Consider the following 22,915-nt stretch of genomic DNA (forward strand, 5'->3'; position numbering starts at 1 on the left):
CTGCCCAGACGCGGCCATCCCTAATTCGCCCGGATAACAAAAAGAGTATCCGTCGACGAAATAAGCATGGAGCCGGCAGTTCAGCCTCCCTGCGGAGCAGAACCTTTCTTCAGACGACTGAGATAGAAACAAAACCACGCTGTGCTCAAGCGTTGAACGCGTCCATTTTGAGCGCCGTCCTCTGCATTCTCGATTCCCCCCATCAAGAAAAAACATCAGCGAACGTAAACGCGCTCATATCGCTATTTGAGTATTCCCGAATATCGAACCGCACTCGTTCTCGTGCCGTTCAAAGATTATCCATAAGCCGATGACGCATACGCAAGATAGATTGGCCTGGCTGGCAGCCCCCCTTCTCGGATGTGCCGGCGCACTGGCTTGCCTCGCCTTTTCGTCGTTCAGCGTCGGCGGTGCCGCCGTCGGCGCGGGGCTTGCAATCGCCGGCATCGTGGCCGGCGTGCGGCAGCGAAACGCCAGCGTGCGCGTCTTGCAGCAGCTATTACGGTACTTCGATAGCCAGCGCGCGTTCAGCGACGAACTTGCGCCCGTCTGGGCCCGGCACATCGAATCGTCGCGCGCGCAGATGGAGGAAGCGATCACTGCGCTGAGCGGACGGTTCGGTGGTATCGCGTCGCGGCTCGACACCGTGCTCGGTGTCTCGACAAACCGCGACGGGACATCGGGGGGCAACGACGTCTACGCATCGAGCGAGCTCGAGTTGCAGGCCGTCGTGCAACGGCTGCGCGCGGCGGTGGACAGCAAGACCGCCATGCTCACCCAGGTGCAGGGGCTGCACGGTTTCGTCGACGAACTGCGCGACATGGTGGAAGCGATCAAGCTCGTCACGCAGCAAACGAATCTGCTTGCGATCAATGCGGCTATCGAGGCAGCGCATGCGGGCGACGTGGGGCGCGGATTCGCGACCGTTGCGCAGGAGGTTCGCGCGCTGTCGCGCAGATCGAGTGAAACGGGCGTGAGCATCGCCGCCAAGATCGAGACGATTCGGCATGCGATCGTCTCGGCATGCAACGCCGCCGAGCAGACAGCGGAGCACGATACCGTCGCCATGTCCGATTCTCAACACGCGATCGAGCAGGTCCTGGTTCGATTTCGTGAGTTCACCTCCTCGCTTGAATCGGATACCGAACTACTGCGCGGCGAGAGCCGCAGCATCAAGGCCGAAGTATACGAAGCGCTGGTCCAGTTGCAGTTTCAGGACCGCGTGAGTCAGATCATGCAGCACGTGAAGGCCAACATCGAGCGCCTTCCGTCTGTCGTCGACCAACACTGTGCGCAATACAAAGCCGGTGCTGAGATGCCGACACTCGACGCCGCGGAATTGCTCGGTGAGCTGGAGCGCACCTATGCAATGGCCGAAGAGCGTGCGCTGCATCGAGGCGACGTGCATGCCAAAACGCACGCCCAGACCCCAACGCCAGCATCAGCGTCGAACTCCGACATTACTTTCTTTTGAGGACCACCATGGCTAAGACCATCATGATCGTCGACGATTCCGCGTCGGTGCGGCAAGTCGTCGGGATCGCGCTGCGAGGCGCGGGCTACGAAGTCATTGAAGGATGCGACGGCAAAGATGCACTGACGAAGCTGCATGGACAAAAGGTTCATCTGATGATCAGCGACCTGAACATGCCCAACATGGACGGCATCGCCTTCATCAAGGCGGTCAAGCAGATGCCCGCCTACAAGTTCACGCCGATCGTCATGCTGACCACGGAAAGCCAGGACACGAAAAAACGGGAAGGACAGTTGGCCGGCGCCAAGGCATGGGTCGTCAAACCGTTTCAGCCGCCTCAATTGCTCGCCGCCGTCGAAAAGCTGGTGTTGCCTTGAATCGCGAAGAAGCCGGAGTCATTGCGATGGATGCCACCTATACCGCGCCGATCGACGTGCCGATGACGATCTATCACGCCGCGGAACTCAAGGAGTTCATGCTCGATGCGCTGGAGCGCAGCGGCTGCGTGCGCTTCGACTTGTCGGCCGTTCCCGAAATCGACTGCGCCGGCGTGCAACTGCTCATCGCCGCGCAGCGCCGTGCTGCGGAGCGCCAACAGGTCTGTGAATTCGTCGCTGCAAGTGATGTCGTGCTAACGACACTCGCGCTGCTCGGCCTGCCCCAGACACTGACGCAGGCGCAATCGCCGGCCCAAACGCTTTCGGCGCTTCAGGAGCAAGCTTTATGAATATCGACGACGCACTGCAGACCTTCATCGCCGAGAGCCGCGAGCTGCTCGGGATGATGGAAAGCGGCCTGCTCAGCATGCGCGAGAGCGCCGACCCGGGCGACGAAATCAACGCCGTTTTCCGCGCGGCGCATACGATTAAAGGATCGTCTGGACTCTTCGGCATCGACGGCATCGTAGCGTTCACGCATGTGGTCGAAAGCGTGCTCGACCGCGTACGGGACAACGAGATCGGCATCGATGAACCGCTGATCTCGTTGCTGCTCTCGTGCGGCGATCACATCGGCCTGCTCGTGGAGCTCACGGCGGAAACAGGCAATTGCGCAGACGAGGCGCTGCTCGCACAGGCGCAGCCGCTCGTCGATGCGCTGGGCCGCTATCTCTCGGTGCCGCAGCATACGGCGCAACCGAAGTCCGATATCGCAACGGACGACCGTGCTGAAGCGGCCGCGGCGTCAGGCATGCAGCGTTGGCTTGTCTCGCTGCAATGCGGCGAGCCTGTGTTGCGCAACGGGATGGACCCGCTCTCGATCATCCACTACCTCGCCCGGCTCGGCGAGGTCACCCAGGTGTGCGCGAATGGCGACCGCGTTCCGTCGCTCGACGTGCTCGATCCCGAAGCCTGTTTTCTCGGGTTCGAAATCGAGCTGCTCAGCGACGCGGGTCGGCAAGCTATCGAAGGGGCATTCGAGTTCGTCCGTGAGGACTGCGAGCTGAAAATCCAGACCGATAGCGAGCAAATCGCAATGCCACCGGCCGCACCGATGCAACCGGTGGCCGAATCGCCAGCCGACGCCGTCTCGAGGGTGGAGGACGCCTTGCCGGGCCAGAGCGCAACGGCTGCCGCCGCAGCGCCTGCGCGCAGCGGCAGCGCCGCGCGCGAGAACAAATCCGCCGACTCACACTCGATTCGCATTGACGCGGACAAGCTCGACCACCTGATCGATCTCGTCGGCGAACTGATTACGGCATCGGCAAGCACAGAGCTTGCCGCACGCAAGACGCAGAACACCGAGCTGCGCGAATCCGCGGCAACGCTCAATGGCCTGATCCAGAAAGTGAGGGACAGCGCGCTGCAACTGCGCATGGTCAAAATCGGCGCGACGTTCAACCGCTTTCGCCGCGTGGTGCATGACGTCGCGCAGGAACTCGGCAAGCGCATCGATCTGATCGTCGAGGGAGAGGACACGGAACTCGACAAGACGGTGGTCGAGAAGATTGGCGATCCGCTGACGCACCTCGTTCGCAATTCGATGGACCACGGCATAGAACCGGCGGACATTCGCCGCGCGCGCGGCAAGCCGGAACAAGGGACGGTGACGCTGAATGCCTTCCATGATTCCGGCTCTATCGTGATCGAAGTAAGCGACGATGGCGGCGGGCTCGACCGGAATCGCATCTTCGCCAAGGCGGTGGAGCGCGGGCTCGTCCCACCGGATGCCGCGCTCTCCGACGACGAAGTCTATGCGCTCATTTTCGAGCCGGGCTTTTCGACGGCCGAACGCGTCACGAACCTGTCGGGGCGCGGTGTCGGCATGGACGTGGTGAAGCGCAACATCACCGCGCTGCGCGGCAGCATCGGCATCGATAGCCGGCCGGGGCTCGGCACCACGATTTCGGTAAGGCTGCCGCTCACACTCGCGATCATCGACGGCTTTCAGGTTTGCGTCGGCGATTCGATCTTCATCCTGCCGCTGGACGCCGTCGAGGAGTGCGTCGAATTCTCGTCGAGCGGCGTGCATGACTACACGGATCTGCGTGGGCAAGTGCTGCCTTTCATTCGACTGCGTGAGCGTTTCGAACTGGAGGGTCCGGTCAGTTCGCGCCCGAACATCGTCGTCGTCAAGCATGCCGGGCAACGTTTCGGTCTGCTTGTCGATCGGCTCCTGGGTGAAGGGCAAACCGTCATCAAACCGCTGTCGAAGGTGTTCGGCAAAGTGCGCGGCGTGAGCGGCTCGACCATCCTTGGTAGCGGCGACGTCGCCCTGATTCTCGACATCGCCGATTTGATGGCAATGGCCGGACCCATGGGGTCGAACTCCGGGAGCCCGGCTCTCGCAACCTGTTAGGCCCTGAGGATCCGCCCCATGACTCGCTTGACACAGCCCCAGATCCTCTCGCCCGATGCGGCGCAGCGCTCGGCGCAATACCTCACGTTTCTGCTTGGCGGGGAGATGTTCGGCATTGGCATTCTGACCATCAAGGAAATCATCGAATTCCACGAGGTGACGCCGGTGCCCATGATGCCGCGCTGTGTGCGGGGCGTCATCAATCTGCGCGGCGCCGTCGTGCCGGTCGTCGATCTGCAGGCGCGCTTCGGGCGACAGCCCACGCCTGTTACCAAACGCACCTGCATCGTCATCGTCGAGCTGGGCACGAGCAGTGAAATTCCCGTGATCGGCGTGGTTGTCGATGGGGTGAGCGAAGTGCTCGACATCACAGCGAGCGACATTGAACCCGCGCCGGCGTTCGGCGCGCAAATGCGCACCGATTTCATCGCAGGCATGGCGAAGGTGCGCGATCGCTTTGTGATTCTGCTTTCCGTCGAGGACGTTCTCGCGATCGACGAACTGGCCGCGCTCGCAGGAGAGCAGCAGCTTGCAGCCCCCGCGCTCGCATAGAACCGTTGTATTGAATCCGCTCTTCGCTTTCGCCCGTCTTCCAGGAAACATCATGAACTCCAGCCATTCCTTCGCCTCGCGCCGCCTCTGGCTGTGCGCGTCAACGAGCGCAATTGCACTCGCCATCATCGCTATCCTCGGCGCATTGCATGCTCTGCCGCCGGTCGTCACGATCGGGTTGTCCATCGTTATCGGATTGGCCGCCGTCGTCGCCTGCACGGCATTCGACCGCGCCGCGGCACGCCGCATCGCGCTCGCGCGTCAGATGGCGCTCGAGATCGCGTCCGGCAAGGTCAACGTCGCGACGCCCCACGAGCACCTGGCGAGCGATGCGCTCATCGCCGCGCTCGACGAAACGCGAACCACGCTGCGCACATTGAACGACGAGCTCACGCGGATGTCGCAGAGTCACAACGAGGGTGACATCGACGTGACGATCGACCTCTCCCATGTAAAGGGAGACTTTCGTGCCATGGCCGACGGCATCAACAAGATGGTCGGCGGCCACATCGCGGTGAAGAAGAAGGCAATGGCCTGCGTGGCCGAATTCGGGCGCGGCAACTTCGAAGCGCCGCTCGAACAGTTCCCCGGCAAGAAGGCATTCATCAACGAAACGATCGAGCAGGTGCGCCGCAATCTGAACGGCATCATCGCGGAGATGAACAGGATGTCGGCCGAGCACGACAAGGGCGATATCGACGTGATGATCGCCTCCGAGAATTTCGACGGTGCGTTCCGCTCCATGGCCGACGGCATCAACAAGATGGTCGGCGGGCACATCGCGGTGAAGAAGAAGGCGATGGCCTGCGTGGCCGAATTCGGACGCGGCAACTTCGAAGCGCCGCTCGAACCGTTCCCCGGCAAGAAGGCATTCATCAACGAAACGATCGAGCAGGTGCGCCGCAATCTGAAGGCGCTCATCACCGACACGGCCGCGCTCGTCGCGTCGGCTCGCGCCGGCCGGCTCGAAACGCGCGCCGATGCGAGCGCGCACCAGGGCGATTTCCGTCGCATCGTGGAAGGCATCAACCAGACCCTCGACGCCGTGATCGAGCCGCTTAACGAGGCAGGCCGCGTGCTCAAGGCCATCGAAGGCGGCGACCTGACGCAAACGGCCAGCACCGCGTTCGAAGGGCAGTTGAAGGCGCTTTGCGAGAGCGTGAACAGCACGGCGACCAAGCTGGCCGAAGTGGTGGACGAGGTGAACGGCGGAGCGATGTCGCTGGCGAACGCGTCGGAAGAAGTCAGCGCGGCAGCGCAGTCGCTCTCGCAGGCCGCCAGCGTGCAGGCCGCCAGCGTCGAGGAAACGAGTGCCTCGCTCGAGCAGATGACCGCATCGATCTCCCAGAACACCGAGAACTCGCGCGTGACCGACGGTATGGCGAGCAAGGCAGCCAACGAAGCGAACGAAGGCGGGGACGCAGTCAGGGCGACGGTCGGCGCCATGAAGCAGATCGCGCAGAAGATCGGCATCATCGACGACATCGCCTACCAGACCAATCTGCTGGCGTTGAATGCCGCCATCGAAGCGGCGCGCGCGGGCGAACACGGCAAGGGCTTCGCCGTGGTGGCGGCCGAAGTGCGCAAGTTGGCCGAGCGCAGCCAGGTGGCCGCGCAGGAAATCGGCAACGTGGCGGCTTCGAGTGTCGAACTCGCGGAAAAGGCGGGACATCTGCTCGACCAGATGGTGCCGAACATCCGCAAGACGTCCGACCTCGTGCAGGAAATCACGGCATCGTCCGAAGAGCAATCCGCGGGTGTCAACCAGATCAACAGCGCTGTTGCGCAACTGAGTCAAACCACTCAGCAAAATGCTTCGAGCTCCGAAGAACTGGCTGCGACGGCGGAAACGATGAATACCCAGACCACGCAACTGCAGCAGACGATGAGCTTTTTCAAGATTCGTTCCGGCAAAACGGTCCGCCCCGCTGCGGCACGCCGCACGCCGGCAGCGCCCGTCGCCACGATCGCCAAACCTCGCGCGTCGCTCCGCCAGATGCCACTGCATGCAGCGCACGAGAGCGACGACGAGCCGGCGTTCCATCTCGACGAAGCGCAGTTCGTTTCCTACTGATCGGCGCCACCGGCATGCGCTCTGCCGCATGCCGGACGACGCGCAATAGCGAGGGCAGATGGAAACCATCACCGATTCCGAGTTCAGGCAGTTCCAGTCATTCATCTTCGATGCAGCGGGAATCAGTCTTGCGCCGGCAAAGAAGGCACTCGTCAGCGGCCGGCTGGCCAAGCGCCTGCGGGCCTGCCAGCTCGACAGCTACGGCGCGTACTTCGCGCTGGTTTCCAGCGACGCGCATCGCGCAGAGCGGCAGATCGCAATCGATTTGCTGACCACGAACGAAACCTATTTCTTTCGCGAACCTAAGCACTTCGACTTTCTGGGCACGGTTGCATCCGAAGTCCGGGCACCGGTGTTCCGCACCTGGAGTGCGGCCTGCTCCAGTGGAGAGGAGGCATACAGCATCGCCATGGTGCTGGCCGACCGGCTTGCGGGACGGCCTTTCGAAGTGGTCGGCACAGATATCAGCACACGCATGCTGCAGGCCGCGCAGCGCGGGCATTACCCCGATATTCGCGCGCGCCAGATGCCGGTCGATTACCGGAAACGGTTTTGCCTGCGCGGAACGGGTGCACAAGAAGGAACGCTGCTCGTCGAACGCGGGCTGCGCCAACAGGTGCGTTTCGCACAGGCCAATCTTGTCGCGCCATTGCCCGATCTGGGGCGCTTCGATGTGGTGTTCCTGCGCAACGTCATGATCTACTTCGACGCGGCGACGAAACGCGAGGTGGTTCAGCGCGTCTCATCGCTATTGCGTCCCGACGGATATCTTTGTATCGGGCACTCGGAAAGCCTGCACGATCTCGGGGTCGACCTGATCCCGGTTTCCCCTTCGATCTTTCGCAAACCCGGCCGCGCCGGGCATTGAGGGGAGGCAACGATGACTCGAATCCGCGTATTGATCGTGGACGACTCCGCTGTCGTCAGACAGGTGGTTTCCGGCATGCTGACAGCGGCCGGCATCGAGGTGATGGATGCGGTTCCGGATCCGATCGCTGCGATGAGCCGTCTCGCGCACGGCTGGCCGGACGTGATCCTGCTCGACGTCGAGATGCCGCGTATGGACGGCATTACGTTCCTGAAGAAGATCATGGCGGAACGGCCGACGCCCGTCGTCATCTGTTCGACGCTCACCGAAAAGGGCGCCCGCACGACCATCGACGCCATGGCGGCAGGCGCCGTGTCGGTGGTCGCCAAGCCGCGGCTGGGTCTGAAGCAGTTTCTGCTGGAAGCCGCCGACGAGCTGACCACGACGATTCGCGCCGCAGCGCGCGTGAATGCGGCGCGGCTCGCCCGCCGGCATCCCCCGGCCGTGCCGGTCCCGAAACATACGGCGGATGTGGTGCTGCCACCGGGCATGCCGGGCGCGCTGTCGCAAATGACCGAACGCATTGTGGCAATCGGCACGTCAACGGGCGGCACTCAGGCGCTCGAAGTCGTACTGACGGCGCTACCGCGCGTCTCCCCCGGCATCGTAGTCGTGCAGCACATGCCGGAAAAGTTTACGGCTGCTTTTGCCGAGCGTCTCAACCGGATTTGCGAGATCGAGGTCAAGGAAGCCGAGCCGAACGATCGCGTGACGCAAGGACGCGCGCTGATCGCGCCCGGCGGCAAGCATTTGACCGTGCGGCGCAGCGGCGCACAGCATTTCGTCGACGTCATCGACGGGCCACTCGTCAATCGCCATCGCCCCTCGGTGGACGTGCTCTTTCGCTCGGTCGCCCGCAGCGCGGGCCGCAATGCGCTCGGAATCATCATGACCGGCATGGGCGATGATGGCGCGGCCGGGCTTGCCGAGATGCATGTCGCCGGCGCGCGTACGCTCGCGCAGGACGAAGAAAGCTGCGTCGTGTTCGGCATGCCTCGGGAAGCGATCAAACGCGGTGGCGTCGACAAGGTCATCCCGTTATCCGCGATCAGTCAGGAAATCGTGCTGGTGCAAGCTCACCGCGCTTGAGCGCGGCGCGACGCGGCACACCACTTCAACGTGTAAACGCATCGAGCCGCAACGGCATTCGCCGTTGCGGCTCGATGGCGCTTGCCATTTCAATGTGCGGTTTCGGCCGCGGTCTGGAGCGCTGCAATGTCGTTTGCCGACATCATGTGCTGCAAGGCGAGCAGGACGACGAACCGGCCGCGCACCTTGCCCATGCCTTGAATGAACTCGGTTCGGACAGACGAGCCGAACGCGGGCGGCGGTTCGATGTCCGAGGCCGGGATATCGAGCACCTCGTTGACAGCATCGACCACGATGCCGATATCCTGCCGTTCGCCTTGAACCTGCACTTCGACAATGACGATGCACGTGCGTTTCGTCACCTCGGACGAGGGCTTGCCGAAGCGCGCCAGCAGATCCATGACCGGCACCACCGCGCCGCGCAGATTGATGACGCCGCGCGCGAACGCCGGCATCATCGGCACGGTTGTCATCGCCGTGTAGCTGATGATTTCCTTGATCGACAAAATGCCAAGCCCGTAGGCTTCGCCGGCCAGCATGAAAGTCAACACCTGGGCTGGCTCGGCGATGTCCACGGTCTCGGGCGCGTTGACCTGCGCCCGCGGTTCGGCAGTAGCGGGAGTCTGATTCATGATCCGGCTCCCCCCATCAGAACTTCGCGAATTGTGATTCGTCGGGCATCTCCGTGCTGACGAACGCGAGCCCTGGCGCCAACGCCAGGCCGCCGGCCGGCTTTGCGGCGCTGCGCGCACGCGTGTGCGCCGTCGAGCTGCGGGCGCTGCCGGCATCGCTCGCGCGCGTCGTGCTGGCGCCCGCTGCCAGGCGGAAGAAGGTCATTGCCTGCCGCAACTGCTCCGACTGGCTGCTCATCTCTTCCGCGGTCGCTGCCAGTTCTTCGGAGCTGGAGGCGTTCTGTTGCGTGGTCTGGCTCAACTGGCTGACCGCCACGTTGATCTGCCCAACGCCGGACGACTGCTCTTCCGAGGCAGCAGTGATCTCCTGCACCAGTTCCGAGGTCTTCTTGATGTTGGGCACCATCGAATCGAGCAGTGCGCCAGCCTTCTCGGCCAGTTCGACGCTCGAGCCCGCCACAGTGCCGATTTCCTGCGCGGCCACCTGGCTGCGCTCGGCCAACTTGCGCACCTCGGCCGCCACCACGGCGAAGCCCTTGCCGTGTTCGCCCGCGCGCGCCGCTTCGATGGCGGCGTTCAGCGCCAGCAGATTGGTTTGATAAGCGATGTCGTCGATGATGCCGATCTTCTGCGCGATCTGCTTCATGGCGCTGACCGTTGCCTTGACCGCTTCCCCGCTGTGCGCGGCTTCTTTCGCGGCCTGCTGCGCCATACCGTCGGTCACTTTCGCGTTATCGGTGTTCTGTGTGATCGATGCCGTCATTTGTTCGATCGACGCGCTCGTCTCCTCGACGCCAGCTGCCTGTTCGCTCGAAGCCTGGCTCAGCGATTGCGCGGTCGCGCTGACCTCCTCGGCCGCGCCTGCCAGTGCCTCCGCCCCGCTATTGACTTCGCCAACCACGTTGGACAGCCTCGCGATCATGTTTTGCATCGCCCGCAGCAGTTGCCCAACCTCGTCTTTGTTCTTCGATTCGATGCGAACCGTGAGGTCGCCCTCGGCGAGCCGGTTGGCGGCCTCCAACGCCTGCCCCAGCGGCTTGCTGACGCCGCGACTGATGAGGAAGCCGAGCAGCACGCCCAACGCCAGAGCAGCCGCAATCGTGCCGATCATCAGCGAGCGGCTTTGCTCGTACAGCGCGGTGGTGTCTTCGGATGCCTGCTTCGCGGCGGCCTCTTTCACCTGAGCGAGGTCGGTCATTGTGTCGTCCAGCACGGTGGCCTTTTCGCGCACCGTTGCCATCGCCGCCGTGAGCGCGGGATCGCGCGCGGTCAGTTTGCTCGCGTTGATCAGCGTGACGAGCGTCGCCTGGTCGCGCAGGTAGGCGTCCCAGGTTCGGGAAAAGCTGTCCAGCAGCTGTTTGCCCTTTTCCGAGGTCATGAGCGGGCGCGCCTTGTCCATGTTGTTTTTCAACAAGTCGACCGACTTGTTCATTATGTCGAGATACTTCGCGCGTTCTTCCGTCGTGGTAGCCAGCAGCGCGTTGCCGCGAGCTCGTCCGATGTAAATCAGGTCGATGTTGGCTTCCTTGATGTAAGACACGCCGAGCACTTCGTTGCTGTACATGTGATCGGCAAGATCGTTGATCTTGCCGGCGTTGCTGATGCCTACCATGCCAACGATACCGCTGGCCGAAGCGACGACGAGAAAGGCGGCTACAAGGCGGATGCCTATCCTGATATTGCCAAGCATATGAAAGTGTCCTTGGAAAAGGGATTCAGCAGGGCTTACGTCAGTCGCGACTTCGGGGACGGATTAAATCGCGAGCATCACGCTCATCTCGGTCATGCGAGCCCTGCGTATAAACGTGGATATCGGTTAGAGACAACTACGTCTTAATCCCTGATCCGGAAAATTCTTTGTAACGCCTGGAGGGGAATGATTTACCACCTGTGTTTGCGCAAATTCCCTGGCCGTTGCGTCAGAGGCGATCGTATTGACACCTTTTCCCCGCTCAAAATGCAATCTGCATCATTACGATTTCAATAAGGAAAATAATCAGGCGAGGCTGAAAAACGGCAAATTGGACGCGCCCTCCTTTAGTACGTCCTGTGCGGTCGCCTTTTTATTGAAAATGGTCTAACGGGTTAAAACAAGCGAGTTTCGGCAGCGTGCCGCCACGTTTGGCTTGCGCTGTTATGGACGGCCGCAAGATGGGTTCGCGACACAACCAGACCGTCTCTCAAGCTAATGCGCGAGAGGTTTCGGTTGGAACGTTCCGTCTCGAAAGTCCCTCAAGGTCGGTGAGGAGTTCGTCCGGTATGAAAGAGACAGCTAGCATCCGCCACGTACGTCAGCAACACCTGGAGCAATGAGATTTCGTGCCAGTTCACGCAAAAGGTGCTGTGTCTGCGTGCTCTGGAGTGCCGCTTCGCGGCTGGCCAGCCATCAGATGCCCCTCCTGCGTCACGTTCGTCTCAATTGATATGCGTCAAGTTGTTTCCGAATGGTCTCCTGATAATCAGGTGCATCTGGCTGTGTGGGAGATTCCGATCCACCAGCGCTGCATCTTCTGAAGGGTTGTCTCCTCCATATCTCCATAGATATGGTTCGGCTCGCCACGGCGGGCTTTTTTTTGGGCTCCACACCCTGCTGTCGATGTAAGCGCAAGCGCCGTTCGTCCAGGAATTGCCGAAGTGCCTGGCGGGTGGCGCTTCGAACAAGAGAAAGGCAAGTGTCATGCTAAAGATCGACCGGGCGTTCACGAGCGGGATTGAGCAGCGGCCTGAATCACTCGCCGTCGTACGCGCTGTCACGGGCATGTGCAGCAGTCTCGGCATAGGCAGCACGGCTGAAGGCGTGGAGACCATTGCCCAATTGGAACTGCTTGGCATCGAACGATGCGGCGAAGTTCAGGGTTATCTGTTCAGCGAGCCGAAACCGGAGCGTGACCTCCAGGGCGTTCTTGCGTCATGCAATCTTGTAGATGTCGTGCCAACGGGCATGCGTTCCGGAAAGCGAGACACGGACGAGGCGCAGGTAATGGCCGTTTCTTTCGCCGAGGGATAACGATGTGTTAGCGTCGAAATCCGCCAACCGCCATGGGCAACGTCCAGACGCGGCGATGCCTGGGTGACGATCCGAAAAATTCTTGATGTCGTGGCGAAAGCGCGATGTAGAAATGAAACCGTCAATAGAGACTCATATGCAAGGCGCTGCCGATGCTCAAGCGAACGAACGGACGCTTTCCCGGGTTGGGCAGTTGACTCGCGTGCTGCACGATTCGCTGCGCGAACTCGGTCTCGACAGGCGCGTGCTGCTTGCCGCAGAGGTGGTACCCGAAGCCCGTGATGGTCTTCAATACGTGGCCTCTGTTTTCGAGCAGCGTGCCGATTGCACGCTGAACGCGATCGACTCGGCCAGACTGCTTCAGGATGAGCTCGAGAAACTGGCCGCAGCGCTGTGCGCCCGATGGGCGCAGTGGTACGCCGTGCCTGGCGGAGGCGACAAGGTGCCTCGTCTGTTGAACGACACGAGGGCATTCCTCTCGAAGGTGTCGGACACGGCCAGTTCGACCAATACCCAATTGCTCACAGTTCTCATGGCGCAGGACTTTCAGGATCTGGGGGGACAAGTGATCCGCAGAGTCCTGGACATCATCCTTGTGATCGAAAGGGAACTGCTTGCCGTGCTGCTCGAAAACGTGGCGCCTGAAACGCTTGCGCGCATCGCTGCGTCGGGTGAGGTTCAGCCATCGCCATCGATAGGGGGCGAACCATCTCAGCAACGTGAGCGCCCGGCGCTGGAAAAACTGAACGAATCTGAGGTTGACGATCTGCTCGCAAGCCTCGGGTTCTGACTGCCGTTACATGCGGCGCAATTCAAACGCAGAAGCGGCACTCACGCTCGCATCTTCCGGTATTGCCGCAACTGCAGTGCCATTCATGTCGCGTTGCAGGAGGCGACCCTCGAACCATCGGCTTCGGTCCGCTTCGCTCACGTTCGCGGATAGGGTGGAGGTGGGCAACGGCGGAACACCATCGCTGATCAGCACGACGTCGACGTCACTCGCCGTGCCCGTCGAGGCAGGCATCGCGTTCAGCAACAACGTGGGCGCCGCGTTTGGGACGACCGCATGTTGATCGGCGCGCCCAGCAGCTAGAAAAAAATTCTCCAAAGCGGCGAAGCTATAAAAAATATTGAAATTGGCTTCTCCTGTCAGAGCGATATGATTCCTCCATCGACCGCACTGTCCGATATGTGGGAGCCGGGCGAGCACGGCTGCTGGCAGGCAGTCGCTCGCCGGTTGCCCGCCTGCGGGCTTCAGACTCAACAAGGAAACGCATGGCTGTCCACGCAAGCAAATCTTCTGTGCAAACCCGCCTCGTCCATGGCGGGCGGAATCCCGCCTGTTTCTCGGGGATGGTCAACACGCCGGTTCATCGGGGATCGACAGTCGTCGCCGCATCGCTTGCCGAATGGGACAGCCGCAAGGAGCCCGGCAATCCCACAGCGTCTTACGGACGTTTCGGCACGCCGACCACACGCTCCTTCGAGCATGTGGTCGCGGACCTGGAAGGCGGCTATCGCAGCATCGTGTTCCCATCGGGATTGTCCGCGTGCGCCCTGAGCTTGCTGGCATTCGTCCGGAGCGGCGACCACGTGCTGATGAGCGACGCCGTATACGGACCGACGCGTCAGTTCGCGGAGAACGTGCTGACACGGTTCGGTATCCAAACGACTTTCTTCGACCCGCTGGCGGGCGCCGGCATCCGCGCAGACTTCAGACCGAATACACGCGTCGTCTTCGTCGAGTCGCCAAGTTCATGGACCTTCGAGGTTCTCGACATTCCGGCTATCGCCGAGGTCGCCAAGAGCGCAGGCGCAACGGTAATCATGGACAACACATGGGCTTCCCCGCTCTATTTCAACGCGCTGGGTCATGGCGTGGACGTTTCGATTCAGGCCGCAACGAAGTACATCGTCGGCCACTCGGACGCATTACTCGGTGTAGCGACAGCAACCGAAGCCGCATGGCCCACTCTGGCGAAGGGTGCGCACGACTGCGGCCAGACCGCAGGCCCGGATGATCTTTATCTCGCCTTGCGCGGCATCAGGACACTCGATGTGCGTCTGAGGCAGCATTGGGCCAATGGAGTGAAGCTCGCACAGAGTCTGGTCGGGCATCCGTTGATCGAGCGCGTCATGCATCCTGCGCTGCCCGACGATCCGGGGCACAAGCTCTGGACGCGCGACTTCACGGGCGCGAGCGGACTGTTCGGCGTCGCGCTCAAGCCGATGCCACGTGTCGCGCTCGCGGCCCTGATGGACAGCTTCAGACTGTTCGGCATCGGGCTTTCGTGGGGCGGCTTCGAGAGCCTGGCGTTGTTGTCCGAGCCTGTCCTGCGCCGGTCCGTGCGCCCCTGGCCGCACCGCGGCCACGTGCTGCGGATCCACGCTGGCCTGGAAAACGTTGACGACCTCATCGCCGACATGCGCGAAGCGTTGCGCAACGCGCAAGCGCAGCTTTGAGTGTGCTGTAGCAACGGATGCGAACCGGCCTCACGAAAGTTCAGGGAAACGAACCATTTTCCGGAAGACATATTCATGCAAAAGCACCGGAACCCTTCCACACGGGGGATTTGCCATGTCTGACGCGAGTCTCGACCCGAGCCGCATGCCTCCATCGCTGTGGGCGGCCACATCTGCTCCCGCCGTGCCCACCACACCGCTGCCGGCTGGCACGTACTTCGCGGACCTGCTGGTCATCGGCGCGGGTTTCACGGGCCTCAGCGCTGCGCTGCATGCGGCAGAGCGTGGAGCCAGGGTCATCGTGCTGGAGGCAACGGAAATTGGATGGGGCGCGTCGGGCCGCAACAACGGGCAAGTGATTCCGGCCATGACGCGCGCCGATCCGGATGCGATCGTTGCGGAATACGGCGCGGACAAGGGCGAAGCACTCGTCTCGCTGATCGGCGAGTCTGCGAATACCGTGTTCGATCTCGTGCGTCGGCACCGGATAGCGTGCGCGGCCGTGCAGGCGGGATGGATACAGCCTGCACACCGCGCGAGCCGCCTCGGCCTCGCCCGCTCGCGCGTCGACCAGTGGCGGCGTCGCGGTGTCGATGTAGAACTGCTGGATCGTGACCGTACCGCAGAATTGACCGGCTCGTCGTTTTGGCACGGCGGCTGGCAGAACCCGACGGGCGGGCACCTGAACCCGCTCGCATTCGTCCGCGGACTGGCGCGCGCGGCGCAGGACGCCGGCGCTTGCATCCATACGCACACACCCGTGTCGTCGCTGACGCGGCAGGGTGCTCACTGGGTGGCGGCACACGGCGATGCGTCCGTGCATGCGAGCCGGGTCGTCATTGCCACGCACAGCTACAGCGGGCGCTCCGCCCACGCGCCGTGGCCCGGCATCGCGAACGCGCTGCTGCCCATGCGCTCATATCAGATGGCGACCCAGCCGCTGCCCGCAGATATGCGCGCCACGATCCTGCCGTTCGATCATGCGATGTCCGATACGCAGTCCGATCTTCACTTCGCACGTTTCGATCACGAGGGGCGGCTTGTAACCGGAGGCGCGCTCGTCGTACCAATGGGTTATGAGCGCCGGCTACCGCTGCGCATTGGTGCGCGAGTGCGACGGATGTTTGGCCAACTAAACGACGTGCCGCTTCGTTTCGAATATCTCTGGCATGGCGACTTCGCGGTCACCCCGGACCGGATGCCTCGCTTCGTGCGGCTCGATGATGGGCTGTACACGTGGTATGGCTGCAATGGGCGCGGCGTCGCACTATCGACCGCGGTCGGCCCCGAGCTTGTGGATGTCGCGCTCACGGGGGACGAGCGCGCATCGAAGTTGCCGTTTTCCACGCTGCGGACGATCACGGCGCACGCGCTCGTCAGGAGAGTTGCGATCGGCGCGATGCTCTATTACCGCTGGAAAGACCACCGCGATTAGGCACCTCCCATGACACGACATCTGTCCGGCATCGATCATTTCGTCATCGCCGTGCGCGATCTCGATGCCGCGCGCGACGACTTCGTGCGGATGGGGTTCTCCCTCACGCCGCGCGGTTACCACACCATGGGCTCCGAGAACCATTGCGCCATGTTCGCCGGCTGCTATCTCGAATTGCTGACGGTTCGCCGGCCACATCCTGTCACGGCGTTCTTCTCGGACTTTCTTGAGCGCGGCGATGGCGCCGCCGCCATGGTGGTCGCGACCGACAGCGCGGACGCGCTGTATCGCGACTGGCGTGCGGCCGGCGTTCCGGCAGAGCCGCCTGTGGGTTTTTCGCGGCCCGTCTCAACGGATAGCGGCACTGCGGATGCGAGCTTCCGGATCACGCAGGTCGACGTCGCATACACACCGGGCGGCCGCGTGTTTGCGTGCGAACATCTGACGCCGGAACTCGTCTATCCGCCCGGCGGCACGCTGCATGCAAATGGCGTAACGGGCCTTGCGGGGATAACGATTTCGGTTGAGGCCGCCCAGCTTGCAACGACGGTCGATCGATACGAACGCGTGCTCGCAGCGAGCGCGATGTGCCTCGCCGATACGAGCTGCCTGATCCGCTGCGGGAATGTCGACGTTCGAATCGAACATGCCGCGCACGAAGACGCGTTCCGTGCAGGGCCGAAGTTCTCCGAGCTTGCGTTCACGGTCGAGTCGCTGGACCGGCTCGTCGATGTACTGCGCCGTGCCGGCATCGAGTCCACGCGAAGCGCGCGCGATGTGGTGGTGGACGGATCTGTTGCGCACGGAGCGGTGCTGCGCTTTGTCGAGCGCGGAAATGCAGCCCATGCCTGAGTGACGCAATTCGCGCCCGGAGTTCGATCCGGGCCTGGAATCGTTCGGCAGCAATCGCGCGACAACAATTAGTAGTCCGATTTTTAACCACTCAAACGGAGTAGTCGACCATGTGTTTCAAACGAAAGTCACGGTTGCTGTCGTCCCTCTTGACGGGCTTTATCGTCGGCGTGTCGGGCAACCTTGCGTACGCGTCACCCGTCACGGTCAAGATTGGCGTTGTCGGCCCGCTGACCGGCGAAGGCGCCGGCTACGGAAAAGACATCTTGAACGGCGTGACAATGGCGGTTGAAGAAGCGAACGCACGACACCTGAGAATCGGCGAAAACGACGTGCACCTGGAAATTGTTCACGAAGACGACCAGAGCGACCCTCGTACTGCCGTGCAGGTCGCGCAGAAGCTCGTCGATGACGGCGTGGCCGTCGTGATAGGCCATTTCAATTCCGGCACGACGTTGCCGGCCTCGACGCTATACGAACGTGCGGGAATTCCGATGATCACGCCGTCCGCGACGAATCCGGCGATTACGGGACGCGGCTATGCCAACGTGTTTCGCATCATCGCCACCGACGCGCAGAATGCCGGCAACGCGGGTGCTTATGCCGTGAAGGTAACGAAGGCGAAGCGCATTGCGGTGCTCGATGACCGGACTGCGTTTGGTGAAGGCGAAGCAGACGAATTCGTCCGCGCGGTAAACGCCGCCGGCGGCACGATCGTCGACCGCGAATACACGAACGACAAGGCGGTAGATTTCAGCGCGCAGCTCACCCACATCAAGTCATTCAACCCGGATCTGCTGTTCTTCGGCGGGCTCGACACGCAGAGTGCGTTAATCGTCAAGCGTATGAAGCAGCTCGGAGTGGATGCGCAGTTTCTGGCTGGCGGAGGGGTTGCGGACACCAATTTCCTGAAGTTGGCCGGAGCGGCAGCCGACGGGGCAATGGCCTGGGAAAACGGGCCTTCGCTGCAAAGCCTGCCGGGCGGCAGTGGTTTCGCGAACGGGTACAAGGCGCGTTTCGGCAGCGACCCGCTTCCCTACTCGCCGTTCGCGTACGACGGCACACGAATGGCGATTGCAGCGATGCTGACAGCGAAATCCGTCGAGCCCGCAAACATCTCTCAGGCGCTGAAGGGGCTCGATTTCAACGGCCTGACGGGAATGGTCTCGTTCGACCGCAAAGGCGACCTGAACCATGCGGTCTGCACCTTGTATCAGGTGAAGAACGGCGCGTGGCAAACGGTGACGAGTTCGGCCCGCTGACTGGACAGCGCAGAGCCGTACGACCAAGACGGCTGAGACGCCCTCAAGAAACGCTACCTGGTCGGGGAGCCTCGGCCTGAGACCGTGCATTTGCTGGCCCGCCTCAATGCCACTCGCCCAGTCGCACTTCGGCGCCAGGCGGAAACTGACGTGCCTCCGGGATTACTGCGCTAACCGCGCAGATCAGTTCCCGCGACGAGCAGTTCCTGGATAAATGCCGCCATTGCAGGCACTACGATGCATCTGCCCACCGTCGAACTGGAGGTCGACAGGGAGCTGATGATGCAAAACGGGCACGTCTGCCGTGAACCTGGCTGACGTGCCCGTCGCAAGCGCTACGCCGACCCGGGGTAGCGCTGCTCACACCGGTTTAGAAGCGGTGGCGAATGCCGGTGGTCACAGCCACCTGGTTTTGTGTGCTCGAAGACGGAATGATGCCGCCGATCGAGGTCGGGACAGCGAACGAAACGCCGTTCACGTTCTCAGACGACGAATGCTGGTACACGCTCGCCAGATACACATCGGTGCGCTTGCTCAGCGAATAGTCGGCGCCGAGTGTGACCGAATGCCATTTCGGGCTGAGCCCCGTGTCGCCGGACGACAGGCGGCTCCACGTATACGTGTAGTTGCCTACGAGCGCCAGCGCCGGCGTCAATCCATAGGTGCCGTTAAGCTCGACGTTGTCAAAGCGCATGTTCACGCCCGAACCGACGCTGCCAAGGTCCTGCAGGCGCGTGTGCGTCCACAGCAGCCCAACCGTTCCCGGACCATACGCGTAATTGGCGCCGACACCGACCGTGCGCTGCACGCCGGCCAGTTGCCCACTGCTCGTACCATTAACAGTGAACAGACCGGAATTGAGTACGGAATTGGATGCGATATTGGCATTGACGCCCGGGTTGCTCATCTGGCTATAAGCGGCGGCAACCTTCAGAGGCCCGCGGTTATAACCCGCGCCGACGCTCCACTGACGACCGTCGGCAAAGGCACCGGCCTGGTTGCTGAAGCTGTACATGCCGCCGAAGCTGAAGCCGGCGTAATTGGTGCTCTGATACTTGAGCGCATTCAGATACGAATACTCGGCACCGATATTGTCATTGTTGAACGGGTGGGCGGCGAGGTTGATGCCACCGGCCTGACCTGCGAGTCCAAGCGGCGATAGGTAGTCGGTGAAGGTGTCGTACTGGCGACCCAGCGTGACGGTGCCGTAGTCACGGCTTTGCACGCCGACGTAAGCCTGGCGCGTGAACATGCCCGAAGACTGACCCGTGAAATAGCCGGGGCTGAACTGGCCGTTATTCAGGTTGAATCCGGATTCCAGCTTGAAGATCGCGTTCAGGCCACCACCCAGGTCTTCCGCGCCCTTCAGGCCGAAGTACGTATTGGACATCAGGCCACTGGACTGCGCCCACAGGCTGTGCCCGCCCGCGTTGTTCACATAGGCAAGACCCGCGTCGAGCGAGCCATAGAGCGTCACGCTGCTCTGTGCATGCGCTGCCGCGCTGAATGCACCCAACACACCGAAGGCGACTAGGGTTTTTTTGAGGTTGCTTTTCATGGAGCTTTCTCCCTGTTATTAAAGTTTCGTTGCGTTAACAAAACCGCATCGGCGGACGGCGAGTATGGTGGCATCGGAGCGGAATCTGTCGGTTGCTGCCATGCAACGAGGCAGGGCTATCTCAGGCTACCTTGATAAATAGCAACCAATCTGTCGCGAGCGGGAACTTACTGGAAGGAGGGCGCATTGAGGCCATTGGCATATGTCGTGCTGACGACAATCGACGACCGGCACATCAAGGCGCCACGAGGAACAACTCATGAAGTGTCTCTTCGGCATCGCCACCCTCTTCCCAAGGCTGCGCCATGACGGTACCGAGCACGATGCCGGTACGGAGGTCGTCGTCGAACATGGGAATGGCGAGCAGCGCCGGCAGCGCTGCGAACGAAAAGACCAGCGAGAAAGACAGCCCATGATGGACAGAATGCGCACGCCGTCGGCTCACGGTCGTCGGTCGTGGCGGCAGTGCGCACGTGATGCAATGTGCGATTTGCTGCGGCCTGCTGAACCTGACGCGCACGCTCACCAACGTGCGCCCGCTCCTGTTCGTTGGCAGGTGTCACAGCACAGCCAGCAATTGCCCCAAGGTATCAACCGCCAGCTGGCCCTGGCGGCCCTGCACGCACTCTCCAGCGCAACGCATTGAACATCTCGTGCAGTTCGCACTTGCACTGCGGTGCGCTGATGTCCACCAGCATCAGATAAGGTGCCGCGAAACCCCAATCTTTGTCGGACACATCAGTCGGGTAGCGCTGCGGTTGGCTCTTTTCATTCCGCCAAAAGTGGCTAACGCACGCTAGAACGCCTGCCAGGCCGGCTTGCTTTCGTTCGCGACAAGCGGCGTCTCGCTTCTGTGCCGGACAGCGTTCCTCGCCGTCGACACCGGCCGCCGCTGTGCCACAGTCGCGCGCATAGGCAGGCTTGCAGAACCTGCGATGGAGTCCGGCAGGCGGAAGATCGAAACGAGTTCGCGCAGGGTGCTCGACTGCGATGCCATCGACTGCGCAGCGGCGGAAGCTTCCTCGACAAGCGCCGCATTCTGCTGCGTGACTTCGTCCATCTGTATGACCGCCTGGTTGACCTGCTCGATACCGGTATGCTGCTCGACCGACGCGGATGCGATCTCCCCCATGAGGTCGGTGACACGTTTGACCGAGTCGACCACTTCCTTCATCGTGGCGCCCGCATTGTCAACGAGCGACGTACCGGCCTCCACCTTGGCCACCGACTGGTTGATGAGCTCCTTGATTTCTTTGGCCGCCGACGCGCTACGCTGCGCGAGGCCGCGTACCTCGCTCGCCACAACGGCGAAGCCGCGGCCTTCCTCGCCAGCCCGCGCGGCCTCAACCGCGGCATTCAGCGCCAGGATGTTCGTCTGAAACGCGATGCCCTCGATGACCGCAATGATTTCGGAAACCTTGGCCGAACTGGCGGAAATGTCGTGCATGGTATCAACCACCTGTGCCACCACCTGCCCGCCTCTGGCTGCTACCTCCGATGCATTGCCGGCGAGCGCGTTGCCCTGACGGGCGTTCTCGGTATTCTGTTTGACCGTCGCAGTCAACTGTTCCATGCTTGCCGCCGTTTCCTCCAGCGATGCAGCCTGCTCTTCGGTACGCTGGCTCAGGTCGGTATTGCCTGCGGCAATCTGGGCGGAACCGCTAGCGATGCTTTCGCTGCTTGAGCGGACGCGGCTCACAACATCCAGCAGACGCTCGTTCATGTTTTTCAGCGCGTGCAACAGTTGGCTCGTTTCGTCGGTACCGGACACTTCGATGTCGGACGTCAGATCGCCCCGCGCAACGGTCTCAGCAATGCCGACTGCCCGACCCAGTGGCGTGACGATGGAACGGGTAATCAGCCATGCCACCACAACAGACAACAGCAGGGCAGCCGCGCACAGAACGCCCGTTAAAACGATCGTCGTATGGTAGTTGACCTCCGCTTCGGCCTTGGCGTCGGCTGCGCCAGCCCGATTCAGCTTTACGTCCTGCTCGATCAGCCGCAGTGCCTGAGTGAAAAGCCTCGCCGACTCGCCTGTTGCAAGTGTTCTGGCCGCAGCGAACCCGGCATCGCCCGATTCGGAAAGCTCAAGCAGTTTCGCGTCAGACGTCGTGTATGCGGACCACGCATTTTTTAGGTTGTCCGTAATTTGCTGTTCTTCGGGCGAGGACACCAGCTTCTCGTACGCGGCCATCGCGGCGTTAAAAGACGACAGATCAGCGTCATGCTGAGCGCGCTGACTTTGCTTTGCTGTTACATCGCTCTCCATAATCGATCGCAAGCTAGCCCGGCGTACGCCGTTCGCCAAGGCTCGGATATCGCCCAGCGTCTGAACACTGGGCAGCCAGTTTCCGGCGATCTCACGCGTCCCTCCGTAGATTCTTGAGGCTTGCAACATGGCGAGACCGCCTGTCATCAGCAACAGAAGCAGGGCAATGCCAAAGCCCACTTTAAGGCGGGTGCCAATACGTAGCGAACCTAAATATTTCATGTTCATATCTCCAGGGTGACAGTCCATATATCGGTCCTGTCCGGTCTACCTGAACTGATATCAGGGTAAACCCTTGCCGCCAGAGCGCTGTGCTCATTTACCAGAAATACGGAATCGCCCGGTTGAAGCGCTGCAGCGGCGCCTGCTACCGATCAAGGCCTGCCGGTAACGTGTCGACGCCCAGTGTTCCGAAGACCTGTTCTGGCACTTATCCCACGCCGCAAACGGCGCTGCTGTCGCTTCGCCGCCCGGACGGCTATCGTCCGCGGCAAGACGCCGGCGCAGGCGCAGGCCATGCGATCTGCGGGCTCCGTCGCGCAGGGGGCACGAGCGGTGGCATATGCCGCAGCCGAATACAG

General features: G+C 61.9%; 19 protein-coding genes and 2 pseudogenes. 14 read left to right on the forward strand and 7 right to left on the reverse strand.

Translation table 11 applies throughout. The features are described 5' to 3' along the window. Positions 1-331 precede the first annotated feature (331 nt). From PXJ20_RS24120 to PXJ20_RS24155, 8 genes are read left to right on the forward strand one after another with little or no spacing between them, the layout of a single operon-like run. Positions 332-1,474, forward strand: coding sequence for a methyl-accepting chemotaxis protein (locus PXJ20_RS24120; protein ID WP_421031864.1), 1,143 nt, complete (start codon positions 332-334; stop codon positions 1,472-1,474). 8 nt (positions 1,475-1,482) lie between these two features. Then, a complete protein-coding gene (locus PXJ20_RS24125) occupies positions 1,483-1,851 on the forward strand; it encodes a response regulator (RefSeq protein WP_017775021.1) in 369 nt (122 codons plus the stop codon). A 26-nt stretch (positions 1,852-1,877) separates the two neighbouring features. Then, positions 1,878-2,201 carry an STAS domain-containing protein gene (locus PXJ20_RS24130; protein ID WP_126877088.1) on the forward strand — a complete coding sequence of 108 codons (324 nt, stop codon included), beginning with the start codon at positions 1,878-1,880 and terminating at the stop codon, positions 2,199-2,201. Beyond that, complete coding sequence (locus tag PXJ20_RS24135; protein WP_421031863.1) at positions 2,198-4,270, forward strand: chemotaxis protein CheA; 2,073 nt, start codon at positions 2,198-2,200, stop codon at positions 4,268-4,270. The genes PXJ20_RS24130 and PXJ20_RS24135 overlap by 4 nt, the downstream gene beginning before the upstream one ends. An 18-nt stretch (positions 4,271-4,288) precedes the next feature. Continuing rightward, a complete protein-coding gene (locus tag PXJ20_RS24140; RefSeq protein WP_126876993.1) occupies positions 4,289-4,822 on the forward strand; it encodes a chemotaxis protein CheW in 534 nt (177 codons plus the stop codon). Between the two features lie 52 nt (positions 4,823-4,874). Then, positions 4,875-6,896, forward strand: coding sequence for a methyl-accepting chemotaxis protein (locus PXJ20_RS24145; RefSeq protein WP_421031862.1), 2,022 nt, complete (start codon positions 4,875-4,877; stop codon positions 6,894-6,896). 58 nt (positions 6,897-6,954) lie between these two features. Beyond that, a complete protein-coding gene (locus tag PXJ20_RS24150) occupies positions 6,955-7,764 on the forward strand; it encodes a CheR family methyltransferase (RefSeq protein ID WP_126876991.1) in 810 nt (269 codons plus the stop codon). A 12-nt stretch (positions 7,765-7,776) separates the two neighbouring features. Further along, positions 7,777-8,853 carry a protein-glutamate methylesterase/protein-glutamine glutaminase gene (locus PXJ20_RS24155; RefSeq protein WP_126876990.1) on the forward strand — a complete coding sequence of 359 codons (1,077 nt, stop codon included), beginning with the start codon at positions 7,777-7,779 and terminating at the stop codon, positions 8,851-8,853. Positions 8,854-8,942: 89 nt separating this feature from the next. Here the strand turns inward: PXJ20_RS24155 and PXJ20_RS24160 are convergent, their stop codons facing one another. Both PXJ20_RS24160 and PXJ20_RS24165 read right to left on the reverse strand, forming a co-directional pair. After that, positions 8,943-9,485, reverse strand: a complete 543-nt coding sequence (locus PXJ20_RS24160) for a chemotaxis protein CheW (protein WP_421031861.1) — start codon at positions 9,483-9,485, stop codon at positions 8,943-8,945. Positions 9,486-9,501: 16 nt separating this feature from the next. Further along, positions 9,502-11,175: a methyl-accepting chemotaxis protein gene (locus tag PXJ20_RS24165; protein ID WP_413215353.1), complete on the reverse strand. Its 1,674-nt coding sequence runs from the start codon at positions 11,173-11,175 to the stop codon at positions 9,502-9,504. Between the two features lie 987 nt (positions 11,176-12,162). Here PXJ20_RS24165 and PXJ20_RS24170 point away from each other — a divergent pair. Beyond that, complete coding sequence (locus PXJ20_RS24170; RefSeq protein ID WP_421031860.1) at positions 12,163-12,492, forward strand: EAL domain-containing protein; 330 nt, start codon at positions 12,163-12,165, stop codon at positions 12,490-12,492. 136 nt (positions 12,493-12,628) lie between these two features. Then, complete coding sequence (locus tag PXJ20_RS24175; RefSeq protein ID WP_421031859.1) at positions 12,629-13,282, forward strand: protein phosphatase CheZ; 654 nt, start codon at positions 12,629-12,631, stop codon at positions 13,280-13,282. A gap of 84 nt (positions 13,283-13,366) precedes the next feature. Here the strand turns inward: PXJ20_RS24175 and PXJ20_RS24180 are convergent. After that, positions 13,367-13,489, reverse strand: a pseudogene (locus tag PXJ20_RS24180) (MBL fold metallo-hydrolase); the annotation flags it as partial. Positions 13,490-13,794: 305 nt separating this feature from the next. On the opposite strand from PXJ20_RS24180, the gene metC reads away from it, so the two are divergent. The 4 genes from metC to PXJ20_RS24200 all read left to right on the forward strand — a co-directional run bounded on the left by metC (position 13,795) and on the right by PXJ20_RS24200 (position 18,504). After that, positions 13,795-14,955, forward strand: coding sequence for a cystathionine beta-lyase (gene metC, locus PXJ20_RS24185; RefSeq protein WP_421031858.1), 1,161 nt, complete (start codon positions 13,795-13,797; stop codon positions 14,953-14,955). A gap of 115 nt (positions 14,956-15,070) precedes the next feature. Further along, positions 15,071-16,390, forward strand: a complete 1,320-nt coding sequence (locus PXJ20_RS24190; RefSeq protein ID WP_421031857.1) for an NAD(P)/FAD-dependent oxidoreductase — start codon at positions 15,071-15,073, stop codon at positions 16,388-16,390. A gap of 9 nt (positions 16,391-16,399) precedes the next feature. Continuing rightward, positions 16,400-17,242 carry a VOC family protein gene (locus PXJ20_RS24195; protein ID WP_277598679.1) on the forward strand — a complete coding sequence of 281 codons (843 nt, stop codon included), beginning with the start codon at positions 16,400-16,402 and terminating at the stop codon, positions 17,240-17,242. A 110-nt stretch (positions 17,243-17,352) separates the two neighbouring features. Further along, positions 17,353-18,504: a branched-chain amino acid ABC transporter substrate-binding protein gene (locus PXJ20_RS24200; RefSeq protein ID WP_421031856.1), complete on the forward strand. Its 1,152-nt coding sequence runs from the start codon at positions 17,353-17,355 to the stop codon at positions 18,502-18,504. Positions 18,505-18,874: 370 nt separating this feature from the next. Here the strand turns inward: PXJ20_RS24200 and PXJ20_RS24205 are convergent, their stop codons facing one another. From PXJ20_RS24205 to PXJ20_RS24220, 4 genes and pseudogenes are all read right to left on the reverse strand, one after another. Then, a complete protein-coding gene (locus tag PXJ20_RS24205) occupies positions 18,875-20,062 on the reverse strand; it encodes a porin (RefSeq protein WP_199540906.1) in 1,188 nt (395 codons plus the stop codon). Between the two features lie 235 nt (positions 20,063-20,297). Then, entirely contained in the window at positions 20,298-20,507 is a 210-nt protein-coding gene (locus PXJ20_RS24210; protein WP_413215977.1) for a hypothetical protein, read from the reverse strand. 52 nt (positions 20,508-20,559) lie between these two features. Next, positions 20,560-20,799: pseudogene (locus PXJ20_RS24215) on the reverse strand (hypothetical protein); the annotation flags it as partial. Positions 20,800-20,858: 59 nt separating this feature from the next. Continuing rightward, complete coding sequence (locus tag PXJ20_RS24220; protein WP_421031855.1) at positions 20,859-22,556, reverse strand: methyl-accepting chemotaxis protein; 1,698 nt, start codon at positions 22,554-22,556, stop codon at positions 20,859-20,861. Between the last annotated feature and the right edge of the window lie 359 nt (positions 22,557-22,915).

Origin of the sequence: Paraburkholderia sp. A1RI_3L (assembly GCF_048957895.1) — a bacterium.
Lineage (GTDB): Bacteria > Pseudomonadota > Gammaproteobacteria > Burkholderiales > Burkholderiaceae > Paraburkholderia > Paraburkholderia kururiensis.